Origin of the sequence: Paenibacillus cymbidii, from assembly GCF_004764705.1 — a bacterium.
Taxonomy (GTDB): Bacteria; Bacillota; Bacilli; order Paenibacillales; family NBRC-103111; genus Paenibacillus_AN; species Paenibacillus_AN cymbidii.
In genome coordinates this window covers 66,273-78,597 of sequence record NZ_SHLX01000021.1, presented here as the reverse complement: position 1 = coordinate 78,597, position 12,325 = coordinate 66,273, and the positions used below count along the sequence as shown (strand labels likewise).

Annotated in this window: 10 protein-coding genes; 7 read left to right on the top strand and 3 right to left on the bottom strand. The window is 63.2% G+C overall.

Annotated elements, in window-relative coordinates:
- Positions 1-111: 111 nt before the first annotated feature.
- The 3 genes from EXY20_RS25385 to EXY20_RS25375 all read left to right on the top strand — a co-directional run bounded on the left by EXY20_RS25385 (position 112) and on the right by EXY20_RS25375 (position 4,443).
- A complete protein-coding gene (locus tag EXY20_RS25385) occupies positions 112-1,062 on the top strand; it encodes an ATP-dependent DNA ligase (RefSeq protein WP_135554928.1) in 951 nt (316 codons plus the stop codon).
- 78 nt (positions 1,063-1,140) lie between these two features.
- The gene (locus EXY20_RS25380) at positions 1,141-2,052 is read left to right on the top strand and encodes a helix-turn-helix domain-containing protein (RefSeq protein ID WP_135554927.1); all 912 of its coding nucleotides are present in this window, start codon (positions 1,141-1,143) and stop codon (positions 2,050-2,052) included.
- 63 nt (positions 2,053-2,115) lie between these two features.
- Positions 2,116-4,443, top strand: coding sequence for a glycoside hydrolase family 2 protein (locus tag EXY20_RS25375; RefSeq protein WP_135554926.1), 2,328 nt, complete (start codon positions 2,116-2,118; stop codon positions 4,441-4,443).
- 15 nt (positions 4,444-4,458) lie between these two features.
- On the opposite strand, the gene EXY20_RS25370 is transcribed toward EXY20_RS25375, so the two are convergent.
- The gene (locus tag EXY20_RS25370; protein ID WP_135554925.1) at positions 4,459-5,418 is read right to left on the bottom strand and encodes a S8 family peptidase; all 960 of its coding nucleotides are present in this window, start codon (positions 5,416-5,418) and stop codon (positions 4,459-4,461) included.
- A gap of 414 nt (positions 5,419-5,832) precedes the next feature.
- On the opposite strand from EXY20_RS25370, the gene EXY20_RS25365 reads away from it, so the two are divergent.
- On the top strand, positions 5,833-7,446 hold the full coding sequence (locus EXY20_RS25365; protein ID WP_135554924.1) for an OmpL47-type beta-barrel domain-containing protein: 1,614 nt from the start codon (positions 5,833-5,835) through the stop codon (positions 7,444-7,446).
- 81 nt (positions 7,447-7,527) lie between these two features.
- Here EXY20_RS25365 and EXY20_RS25360 read toward each other — a convergent pair whose 3' ends face one another.
- On the bottom strand, positions 7,528-8,979 hold the full coding sequence (locus EXY20_RS25360; RefSeq protein WP_135554923.1) for a sensor histidine kinase: 1,452 nt from the start codon (positions 8,977-8,979) through the stop codon (positions 7,528-7,530).
- Entirely contained in the window at positions 8,976-9,662 is a 687-nt protein-coding gene (locus EXY20_RS25355) for a response regulator transcription factor (RefSeq protein ID WP_135554922.1), read from the bottom strand. Before EXY20_RS25355 ends, EXY20_RS25360 begins: the two co-directional genes overlap by 4 nt.
- Before the next feature lie 525 nt (positions 9,663-10,187).
- Here EXY20_RS25355 and EXY20_RS39560 point away from each other — a divergent pair.
- From EXY20_RS39560 to EXY20_RS25345, 3 genes are read left to right on the top strand one after another with little or no spacing between them, the layout of a single operon-like run.
- Positions 10,188-10,625 carry a hypothetical protein gene (locus EXY20_RS39560; RefSeq protein ID WP_207671337.1) on the top strand — a complete coding sequence of 146 codons (438 nt, stop codon included), beginning with the start codon at positions 10,188-10,190 and terminating at the stop codon, positions 10,623-10,625.
- A gap of 38 nt (positions 10,626-10,663) precedes the next feature.
- Positions 10,664-11,656 carry an FAD:protein FMN transferase gene (locus EXY20_RS25350; RefSeq protein ID WP_135554921.1) on the top strand — a complete coding sequence of 331 codons (993 nt, stop codon included), beginning with the start codon at positions 10,664-10,666 and terminating at the stop codon, positions 11,654-11,656.
- Positions 11,653-12,234 (top strand): ferric reductase, encoded by a 582-nt coding sequence (locus EXY20_RS25345; protein WP_135554920.1) that lies wholly within the window; start codon positions 11,653-11,655, stop codon positions 12,232-12,234. Before EXY20_RS25350 ends, EXY20_RS25345 begins: the two co-directional genes overlap by 4 nt.
- Positions 12,235-12,325: the final 91 nt, after the last annotated feature.

Sequence of the window (12,325 nt, the reverse complement as noted above, 5' to 3'; positions counted from 1 at the left end):
TATTCCTCGGTTTTCGCCTCATTCGCCAGCTGCACCCTGCCCCACCCGCTGCTGCATACCTTTCCCTCCGCCGCCGCACAATACGGGAAACAACATCCGCGGAGGACCGCCATGAAGCTGAAACCCGTCGCCCCGTTCGAACCGGTCAGCGTCGACACGTTCCCGGAAGGCAGCAACTGGATCGCGCAGGTCAAATGGGACGGCGTCCGCATGCTCACCTACTGCGATGGCCGCGAGGTGCGGCTCATCAACCGCCGCGGCAACGACCGCACCCCGCAATACCCCGAATTCCACGACATCGCTTCGTACTGCTCGGCTACTTCCGTCATTTTGGACGGGGAATACATCGCCTTCGACAACAACAAACCGTCTTTCCACGAAATCATGAAGCGGGACAGCCTGCGCAAACAGATGAACATTGCGCTGGTCGCACAACGCATTCCCGTGATCTACATGGTATTCGACGTGTTGTACGCGGACGGCGTGGACGTGACCGCTCGCCCGCTGGTCGAACGCCAGCGCCTGCTCGAGTCGATCCTCGTCCCCCAGCCGCATGTGCAGCTCGTCGGCAGCTTCCAGGACGCGCACGCGCTCTACGAGTTGATGAGGCAGCGCGGCATGGAAGGCGTCGTCTGCAAAGACGCGAACAGCACCTACGCGCCGGGCGGCAAGGACGACAGATGGCGCAAGCGCAAGCTGTTCCGCGACCTCGTTGCCGTCGTCGGCGGCGTCACGCACCGGGCAGGCACCGTCAACGCGCTGCTGCTCGGGCTCTACGAGCGGGAGCAAGGCCGCCTGATCTACATCGGCCACGCCGGTGCGGGCAAGCTGACGCAGGAGGACTGGCGCGAGCTGACCGAACGCGTGCGACCGTTGGCCATCGCCGAGCGGCCGTTTGCCAACGTGCCGGAGCGCAGCAAGGACGCCACCTGGCTGCGCCCCGAGCTGACGGTTAAGGTGCAATACCTCGAATGGACGCCGGACGGCTCGCTGCGCCATCCGATAATCCAGGCGTTCGCGAACGTTCCGCCGGCGGGCTGCGATTTTAACCAGGGTAATTGAGTTCCCCAGCCTTCCGTGTTAAGTTGAAGGAAGATAAGAGGCCCGGCGAGCGGCCTTTACGTGGGGAGCGAACGACGTATGAAACGGCAGCAGCGGTTGGACCGGTTTTACCGGGACGAGTTTATCGATCCGGCGCTGCCGATCCGCATATCCGAATACGTGGTGAACCGTTCCTGGTCGTTGCATTGGCACGATTTTTTCGAGATGGAGATCATTGTGACCGGCAGCGGCAAGCAGCGGCTCAACGGCGTGGAGATGCCGCTCGCTCCGGGCACGGCCTATTTGCTTACGCCGACAGATGTGCACGAGCTGTATCCCGGCCCCGAAGGGATGCGGCTCATCAACCTGAAATTTTCCGAGGAGATGCTGGACGGGGTGGTGCGCGAGCGGCTGAATCGCAAAGATTTTGCGCTGTTCGCCCGGCTCGCGGGCGAAACGTTCGAGCGGGCGACGGCCGACGCCCGCCTGATCGAGCGGGAGTGCCGCGAAACGGCGGACCGCTTCGGCAAAAAAGAATGGCTGCAAGCGACGCTCGGCCGCATGCTGATCGACTACATCCGCCACGCCGAGACGGGGCGGGGGACCGATCGCTCCGCCCAGGAAGCGACACGCGCGCTGCAGCAGGAGAACGGCGATTACGGCCTGCTGGGCGGCGCGCTCGCCTATATCCGGCTGCACTTTCGCGAGCCGTTGACACTGAAGGGAGTCGCCGAACGGACGGGGCTGTCGCCCAATTATTTCAGCGAGCGGTTCCACGAATTGACCGGCCAGCCGTTCCAAAGCTACCTGCTCGAGCTGCGTCTGGAGCACGCCCGCCAGCTGCTTGCCGCATCCGCCTGCTCCGTGACGGAAATTTGCCACGCCGCCGGGTTCAACACCTTGCCCCACTTCATCCGCGCCTTCAAAAAGAAATACGGCCATCCCCCCGGCGCGGCGAGAAAAGCGGGCGCATCTCCCGAAAATAAAGCAACGAATCGGAACAATGGATAAGCGGAGCGCCGCGCCTCCCCTTTACACTGGAATGGCAGTCATTCATTCGGGGAGGTTTGGACGATGAACCGCATCAGTCTGGACGGGCAATGGCAACTGACCTATTTTCCGCAAAATCAATTCAAAATCGAAAATCCGCACGAGCTTCGCGCCAGCGGGGCGCCCCGCGTAACGGCGACGGTGCCGGGCAACGTGGAGCTTGATTTGATGGAGGCCGGCGTGCTGCCGGACCTGTACCATGGTTCGAATATCAGACAGCTGCGCGACTGGGAACGGCACGAATGGTGGTACGAAACGTCGTTCGAAACGCCCGCCGCGTCGGCCGGCAAACGGACGGAGCTCGTCTTCGGCGGCGCCGACTGCTTCGCGACGTACTGGCTGAACGGCGAGCGGATCGGCGAGTCCGACAATATGCTGATCGCGCACACGTTCGACGTGACCGGCAAGCTGCGCGCGGACGGACCGAACGCGCTCGTCGTGCGGCTGCGTTCGCCGCTGCTGGAAGCGCTGCAGTACGAATACGAGCCGTCGATGCTCGCGCTGTGGACGAACTGGGAAAGCCTGTGGGTGCGCAAGGCGCCGCACGGCTACGGCTGGGACATTATGCCGCGCGCGCTGTCGGCGGGACTGTGGCGCTCCGTCGAAATCGTCTGGCACGAAGCAAACGAAGTGACCGACCTGTACGCGGCGACGCTGAAGGTTGCGCCCGATCATTCCAGCGCCCAGTTGGACGTCTTCTACCAGTTTGATGTCGCGGATCCGGCGCTGTTCTTTGACGGGCTGGAAATTCGCCTCACCGGGACGTCGGGTTCGTCCGTGTTCCAGGCATCGCAACCGGCGGTGTTTGCCGCAGGCTCGATGTGGGTGACGGTGGAGCAGCCGCGGCTTTGGTGGCCGCGCGGCTACGGCGAAGCGGCCTTGTACGAGCTGAAGGCCGAGCTGGTGCACCGCGGCCGGGTGCTGGCGGCGCGCACGGCGACGATCGGCATCCGCGAGGCCGAGCTGATTCGCTCGGAGGTGACGAATGCCGAAGGCAGCGGCGAGTTCCTGTTTCGCGTGAACGGCGTGCCGATCATGTGCAAAGGCTCCAACTGGGTGCCGCTCGACGCCTTCCACAGCCGCGACGCCGCCCGTTACGAGCAGGCGCTCGACCTGTTTCGCGATACGGAAAGCAACATTGTGCGCTGCTGGGGCGGCAACGTTTACGAGGACGACGCCTTCTACAACTTGTGCGACCGGCTCGGCATCATGGTGTGGCAGGATTTTGGCATGGCCTGTGCGGTCCATCCGCAGGCGCCGTCGTTTACCGACAAGCTGCTGGCCGAAGCGAAACACGTGCTGAAAAAGCTGCGCAACCACCCGTCGATCCTGCTCTGGTGCGGCGACAACGAGTGCGACCAGATGTACATCCGCATCCAGCGGAAGCCGATGCAAAATCGCATCACCCGCGAGCTGCTGCCCGAAGCCGTGGCGCTGTACGATCCGCATCGCGCCTATTTGCCGAGCTCGCCGTACTTGGCGCCGGGGATCGACTCCCGCCCGGGCGAGCAGCTTGCGCCGGAGCGCCATCTGTGGGGCCCGCGCGACTATTACAAAAGCAAATTCTACCAGCGCAGCAACTACCATTTCGTCAGCGAAATCGGCTACCACGGCTGCCCGAATCTGTCGTCGCTGGAGAAGTTTCTCGATGCCGACTCGCTCTGGCCGTGGCAGGACAACGAGCAATGGCTCGTCCATTCGACGGAAACAATCGGCTGGAACGGCCCTTACTCGTACCGGATCAAGCTGATGGCCGACCAAATCAAGGAGCTGTTCGGCGCCATACCGGACAACTTGCCGGACTTTATCCTCGCCTCGCAAGTTTCGCAGGCGGAAGCGAAGAAGTATTTTGTCGAAATGACGCGGCTCGGCAAGTGGCGGCGCACCGGCGTCATCTGGTGGAACATGCTGGACGGCTGGCCGCAGTTTTCCGACGCCGTGGTCGACTACTACTTCGGCAAGAAGCTGGCGTACCACTACTTGCGCCGGGCGCAGCAGCCGGTTTGCCTGATGATCGACGAACCGGACAGCTGGCATGTGAACGTACACGTCGGCAACGATTCGCTGGAGGATGCGGCGGGCACGTACCGCGTCTGGGACGCCGACAGCGGCGAAACGCTGCTGGAGGGCGATTTCGCCGTCAAGTCCAACGAGAACCGCAAGCTCGGCAGCATCCGCATTTCTCATTCCGACAAGCGGGTGTTCCTGATGCGGTGGACGATCGGCGGCCAGACCCACGGCAACCACTATTTGCTTGGGTTCCCGGCGTTTGCGCTGGACGCGTACAAGAAGTGGCTGGAGCCGATCGCGGCGCTGACCGGCGAATTTGCGGCGGACCAAGTCGGCAAATAAAGCTGCGGCGGCGGATTATTCCGGCGTTTCGGTTGCCTTCGATTTTTGCAAACATTTGGGGCGGGTGCTTGCCGTGTTGCGGCGGCACGCGCCCTTTTTGCCGTTGCGGCGCAGCAGGAAACGGGTGTCGAGCTCGCCGCTGCCAACGGCGTCGGCGCCGGCTCCGAGCCGGAACGCGTGGCGTTTCAGCAGCGTTTTCACCCGACCCGGGGTCAGCGACGGACAACGCTGCAGCAGCTGCGCGACGGCGCCGGCGACAAGCGGCGTCGACATGCTGGTGCAAGGCAGCACAAAATAGGCGCCGCCCACGCGCAGGAACGGATACGCGCGATCGAGCTGCGACATGGGGGCGCGCAGCGAAACGATCGAGTCGCCGGGGGCGGCGAGATCCGGTTTGTTGCGGGCGCAGGCCGCCGGTCCCCGGCTGGAGAACGGCGCCGCCCGATCGTCCGCCTGCGCCGGGCTGCGGCGGTCGTTTACCGCGCCGACGGTGATCGCCGCCGGGCAGTTGCCGGGCGACTCGATCGTGCCGCGCCGCGGGCCGCTGTTGCCGGCTGCCGCGACGACGACGAGCCCGGCTTTGACCGCCTTGCGGATCGCCTGGCACAGCGGATCGTCCGCACATGCGCCGTGGGCCGGCCCGCCGAACGACATGGAAAGGACGCGCAGCCGCAGGCGCTTCCGGTTGGCGATGCACCATTCGATCGCCTGGATGATGGCGGAGTCGTAAGCTTCGCCGTTCCGGTCGAACGCCTTGACGGCGACGATGTCCGCTTGCGGCGCGGGGCCGCGGAACAGCCCGCCGCTGCTCCAGCCGTTGCCCGCCGCGTCGCCGGCGACATGCGTGCCGTGGCCGTTGTCGTCGTACGGCCGTTTGCGGCCGTTCACAAAGTCGCGGAAAGCGACGATCCGGTTGACCGGCCGGGTCAGATCCGGGTGCGGGAACACGCCGGTATCGATGATGGCGATGCGCATGCCTTTGCCGGTCAGCCCCCGCTTCTCGGCGACGGCGGCGGAACCGATGGACGGCGTGGCGATGTCGAGCGTCGTTTTTTAACGCTGTCGAGGTACACATTTCGCACGCCCTTCCAGGCGCACATTCGGCGCAGGCTGCGGACGGAGACGTTCGAAGCCAGGGCGTTGAGCAGAGGGAGACGGCGAATGATCTGATGGCGGCGAATGCCCGCGTAACGGCGCATTGCATGGAGCCGGGCCGCGGTGAGCTTGGCGCCGAAGCGCACGATGACGGGAACGCTTGGCGCCGAGCGTCCGGCGCCGTTTTATGCGGAAAGCTGTCGATTGGTTCCCTGTAATCAGGAAATAGGAGGCAAGCTATGATACAATAGTTAGCAAAATGTGTCGGATGAAAGATTCGAAGGAGGAATGAGGATGCGCAAACGGCATGCCTTCATACCGCTCCTCTGCTGGCTGATCGGGGTATCGTCCCTGTTCGGCGTCGGCGCGCCCGCGCCGGTTGCGCTGGCGCAATCGCAGCTGCTTGCGGCGACCGGCTGGACAGCGGAAGGGCCGGGGACGCGCGCCGCCGGGGAAGCCGAGTACGGCGTCGCTTTTACTTACGACTACACGGAAACGGGAGCTTACGACGGCGAAACGTGGCGTTTTTACCGGGTCGCGGAGCAGGCCGGCGATTTGTCGTTCAACTGGCGCTACAACGCTCTCCATTCCTGGTATCAGGTGAGCGCGAAAGTGACGGCGTATGTCCTGCACAACGGAACGACGACGGAAACCGTTCTGTACCAATCGAACGGAACGGGCGGGGATCTGGAGGCGCTCGGTTCTTCGACGCTTCATGTGGCAGCGGGCGATACATACGGGTTTCGCATCGACGGCAGCAATTTCGACAGCAGCCGGATTTTTCGCGGAAGACTGGAGCTGGCGACGGCGCCGATCATTCGTTCCACGGTGAGCGGCACCGCAGGGAGCAACGGCTGGTACAAGTCCGATGTGACGGTAGGCTGGCAAGTGACGGACGGATCAACGCCGCCGGCGTCCTGCCCGCCGGTTGCGGTAACGGCCGATACGCCGCCGGAAGGGACGGCCGTCGTTTGCCAGGCGGGAGCCGCTTCGGCCAGCGTCGTCGTCAAACGGGACGCCACCGCTCCGGCCACGACGGACAACGCGCCTCCCGGATGGTCTACCGGGAATGTCACGGTGCAGTTGACGGCAGTAGACAGCTCGTCGGGCGTTGCGGCCACCTACTATAAAGTCGGGACGGGCATCGTTCAAACCGGTTCGACGGTCGTTTTCACAACGGACGGCGAATATACAATCGCTTATTGGAGCGTCGACGCCGCAGGCAACGCGGAAACTCCGAAAACCGCCGTGGTCCGCATCCAAAAAGACACGCTCGCGGATGCGACGTTCCAGCCGGACGTCACTTCGTGGACGAACGGGGACGTGCTGGTGAGTGTGGCGTACCCGGCAAATGCGGGGAACAGGCTCGTCAGCATCGATAACGCAACGTGGACCCCCTACGTCGAACCGGTAACGGTGTCCGTCAACTCGGTCGTTTATGCCAAATACCAGGAAGACGGGGGCACGGCGTGGAGCGGCGTGTCCAGCTATGCCGTAGTCAACATCGACAAGCAGGCCCCGGCGACGACCGCTGCCGCCGCGGTCGATCCGGGCACCAACTATATTACCGTGCAGCTTGCCGCGTCGGATGAGGCATCCGGCGTGTCGGACACGTATTACAAAGTGGACGACGGCCAGGCGGTCCAAGCCGGCAATAGCGTGCAGCTGCGCACGCATGGCGCGCATACGCTGATCTACTGGAGCGTGGATGCCGCCGGCAACAGCGAAACGGCGCATGTTATGGACGTGTTCGTGAACCTGCTGCCGGACGGCGAATCCGGCCGCTGGTCGATCGCGGATGTGCTCCGCCTCGTCAAACAAGGAGCGCCGCAGCAGATGGAAATGAACGACGACGGCGTATTCGATGCGCAAGACTTGGCGATCATGCTCGGCGCGATTGCACCTTAACCGCCGCAAACGGGGAGCCCCCGCAGTCCATTCGTTGAACGGACTGCAGGGGCTCCTCTTATTTGCGCGCAAGCGATGCATTCACCCGGCCGGCAGCCGGACGCGAAAGCTGGTGCCTTCGCCTTCGCGGCTGGCGACTTCGATCGTGCCGCGATGCAGATCGACGATCGACTTCGTGATCGACAAGCCCAGCCCGGCGCCGCCGTATTTGCGCGACCGCGACGAATCGACGCGGTAGAAACGCTCGAACAGATGCGGCAGATGGTCTTGGGGAATGCCGGTCCCGTTGTCCGTCAGCGTAATCGCCGCTTCGTCGCCGTCTTGCCGCAGCGTCAGCTCGATCCGTCCGCTGTGCGGGTCGGTGTGCTGCACGGCGTTGTGAAACAGGTTCAACACCACCTGCTTCAGCTTGTCTTCGTCGAAGACGGCGGTCACCTGCGGCTCCATTGTCAACACGACTTCCCGCTCGCCGGCGAGCAGCCGCAGCTGCGGCTCCATGCCGCGCAGCATCGGGACAAGATCGTCCTGCGCCAGCTGGACGGCCGGTTCGCGGTCGGCGCGGTCGAGTCTGGCCAGCAGCAGCAAGTCGTGCACCAGCTTCGTCAGCCGCGTCGATTCGCTGTGCATGCTGGCAAGCGCCTTGTCCAGCTGCTCCGGCTTTTGCGCCGCACCGCGCAGCAGCACTTCCAGGAAGCCGTGAATCGAAGTAAGCGGCGTGCGCAGCTCATGCGAAGCATCGGCGACGAAACGGCGCATCTGCTCGCGCGCTTCCCGCTCCGCCTCGAACGACAGCTCGAGGCGCTCCAGCATGCGGTTGAACGAAACGGCCAACTGGTCGATTTCGCTCTGGCCCTGCAGCGTCGGCAGCCGTTCGTTCAGCTTGCCGGCATCGATTCGTTCGACGGTGTCGACGATCGTGGACAACGGCACAAGCGTGCGGCGCAAAATCGGGATAAACGTCAGCAGCCCAAGCCCAAGCGCAAGCGCCGACAGCGACAGAAACGTCGTCAGTTGACCGAGCAGCACGTCTTTGAGCGGATCCGTCGGCATGCTCATCTGCAGCAGGCCCGTTTGCCTGCCGCGGTTCATCGCGGCCTGCGCCACGACGATTTGTTCGACGCCGTTATCGTCGCGGACGATGCGGTAGCTCCAGCTGCGCGGGTCTTTCAGCTTCTGTCGGTACGCCTCCTCGGACAGCTGCGGCACGCTTGGCGCGTTCGGATTGCCCGATAACGCGCGAATCGTGCCGTCGGTGCCGACAAACGCGATCGCCGCGTCCTGGAACATCGGCAGCGGTTCGCCCCGGCGGGCTTCCTGCCCGGCGCGCTGCCAGGTGTCGGGAGGGACCGACAGCAGCTGGTTGCGCATGCTCATCGACTGGTTGCTGTACAGGAACCGCTGCATAAACACGTATTGGAACACGCCGATCAGCAGCAGCAGCAGCGCCAGAATGAGCAAGGACCGCGACAGCAGCTGCGACCGCAGCGACTTGGGCGCGAGCAGGCTGCCCAGGAAACGGACCGGCCCGCTCATGGCCAATCGAGCCGGTAACCGGCTCCGCGCAAGGTGCGGATAACGCGGTGCTCGCGGTCGCCGAGCTTCTCGCGCAGCGAGCGGATGTACACTTCCACGATGTTCTCTTCCCCGCCAAAATCGTAGCCCCACACTTTGTCGAGAATCATCGCTTTGCTGAGCACAAGTCCGTGGTTGATGATCAGAAAAGTAAGTAGTTCGTATTCGGTAGGCGAAAGCTCCAGTACGCGGCCTTCATAGGCGATTTCCTTGCGGCGGTCGTCCATCCGGAACGGCCCGTACGCCACTTCGCCGAACAGGTGCGGGAACTGGTTGCGCAGCCGGGCCTGGATGCGGGCCAGCAGTTCCTCGAAGCTGAACGGTTTGATCATGTAATCGTCGGCTCCCGTCATCAGCCCTTTGATCCGGTCGTCGACTTCTTCCTTGGCCGTCAGCATGATGATCGACAATTGCTGTTCCGACTTCCGCAGCTGCCGGCACACTTCAAAACCGTCCATGCCGGGCATCATCACGTCGAGCACGACGATGTGCGGCTGGTATTCCTTGACGATGTTCATGGCGGCGTAGCCGTCCGCAGCGGTTTTGACGTCATAGCCTTCGTTTTGCAGGCCCAATTCGAGAAATTGCACAATATTCGGCTCGTCGTCGACAACGAGCAGCCGGATTCCTTTTACCGCCAGCATGCCATTTCACCTCTGCCTTGGCCGATTGGTTTCTTTTTCTATCAATTCGAGTTCGAAAAGCCGGCTTTTCAGCACCGAGAAGGTTGCGAGAACCCGAAGAAGGAGTAGCGGAGTTTAGGATAAACCTAAATGAGCAACGGACTTCAAGGGTGAACGCAAGATTCGATGTCGAATACGCTTCCTGAAATGCTTCGTGATCAAAAGTCGGTTTTTTTAACCACCTCTATTATGCACGATATTGGCTGAAGACGCTCTGAAAACCAGCTTAACGTTTGCTGAAAGTCGGCGTTCAGCAAACATTCAGCGGGCTTTAATGCGAATTTCATTCTGTTTCAGTAGGATAGAAACAAGGATAACGCGAGGGCGACCGGTATTGGCGCTCCAAACCGCTAGAGTGCCGATACTGGGGCGGAATGTCCCCAATCGATTCGCAATCGGGGGTGCAGGGCGTTGCAGCCTCGTTTTGCAGGCAAATGTGAAGCGGATACGGTAGACGGAGGCAAAGTTGGAAGGAGGTGCAGCCTGATGAAGAAGTCAAAATGGCGCAAGTGGCAAATCGGGGCGGTGGCGACGCTCGGGGCAGCGTTTCTGTTTCGCGAGGTGCAGACGAGCCCGGAGTTTGCGCAGGCCGTTGCCAAGGAAAGCGGCAGCGGCGATGTGACGGCACTGCAGCGGCACGATCCGGTGACGGAGGAGCTGCGCGGCGGCGCTAATGGCGCAACCGGAACGGGACAAACGCCGGGAGCGGGCGGAGGGCGCAGAACCGAACGCGCAGGCAGCGGCAGCGATAGTTCCGGGAGCGGCGGCGGCACGGGAAGCGGGAGTACGGGAAGCGGGAGTACGGGAAGCGGGAGCACGGGCGGCAACGGCAGCTATGGAAACGGCGGCAGCGGGCAAACCGTGCAGCCGCAGCCGACGCAGGCGCCGAGCACGCGCATGCAGGCGAGAACCAGGCGCTCTTAGGCGCCGACAATGGCAATCGGCAGAGGAGGTTGGCGGCCATGACGACATTGCGGGAGGAAGCGGTGCATACGCGGTTTTCTTTCCGGGCGATGAACACGGATATCGAGGTGGCGCTGTGGGCTGGCGAACGGCAAGCCGCCGAACTGCAGCGGGAAACGATCGGCTGGTTCCAGGCCGTCGAGGCGAAATTCAGCCGCTTCCTGCCGGACAGCGAACTAAGCAACCTGAATCGATCGGCGGGGAAATGGTTCCTAGCTTCGGCGGCGATGATGGAGGTGCTTCAATTGGCGGAGTCGTTCCGAATCGACACGGGCGGCATTTTCGAGCCTTTGCTGCTCCGGGCGCTCGAGGCGGCGGGCTACGACGAATCGTTCGACGCAGTAAAGCGCCGCCCGGGCGGGAAGGGCGACAGGACAGCGGCGCCGCCGGAGCGGACGCGGGAACGGCCGGCGTTCCACGCCGGAATGAAAGCGGTGCGGCTGCCGTCCGGCGCCGGCGTCGACCTCGGCGGCATCGTCAAAAGCTGGGCGGCACGGCGGCTGCGAGACATGATGCGCGCCGCGCGCCGCGTGCCTTGCGGCATGATCGACGCCGGCGGCGACTTGACGGTGTGGGGAGGCAAGCCGATCGCCGGCGAGCCGTGGCACATCGCGATCGAGCATCCGTGGCGCCCCGAAGCGGATGCAGGCTGCATCGAGATGGACGTCGGCGCAGCCGCCACGTCGAGCAAGCTCGGCAGACAGTGGAGGGCGGCGGACGGCGCGGCGATGCATCACCTGCTCGACCCGCGTACGCTGCGGCCGAGCCAAAGCGACGTGGCGCAATGCACCGTCGCTGGTCCCGATGTCGTCGCCTGCGAAGTGTGGGCGAAGACGATCTGCATCGCCGGCAGCGAGGCCGGCATTCGCCTGCTTGAGGCGAACGCGCCTGCCTACGCGGCGCTTGTATTTACCGATACCCGGCGCGCGCTTGCTTGCGGTTATGCGCCGGAACGGTTCCAACTCGCAAGCGAATGGAGGGAGAAGCGATGATCGATTGGATCGTCCATTGGCCGACCTGGGAGTTGATGCGCGTCATCGGCTTCGGCTCCTACATGCTGATTGCGGCGGGCATTTGCCTCGGAATCCTGTACAGCTTCCCTGCTGCGAAGCCGCAGACGAAGAAAACCCGCTACCGGCTGCATACGCTGTTCACGAATGCCGGCATGGCGCTTGGTTTGGCGCACGGGCTGCTGCCCGTCATCAGCATCTATTCCCCTTTTGCCTGGAAAGAAGTGCTCGTGCCGTTCGCTGCCGTTCACCATCCGGTGCTGAACGGGCTGGGCACATTGGCGGCTTATGGCGCCATCGTGCTCGTCTTCAGCTCGGACTTCCGCCACAAGATCGCCAAGAAGCTGTGGTACGCCTCGCATCTGCTCGCTTACCCGGTATTCGCCGCGACCTTCGTGCACGGCTACTTTCTCGGCAGCGATACGAAGCTGCTCGCCATCCGCTGGATGTACTTGCTGTCGATCGCCATGATCGTAACGCTGACGGCAGTCCGGTTCGCCATCGTGCCGCAGTGGAAGGCGGCCGGCATGCAGCGCAAAATGAAGCGCACCGGTGCGTGAGCGCCTTTTCGAAGGGCCGCCTCATCGTTCGCTTGGAGACCAATATAGGCCACAAAAAATGGCTTATTGCCCCCATTTCGCCCGTCTCATC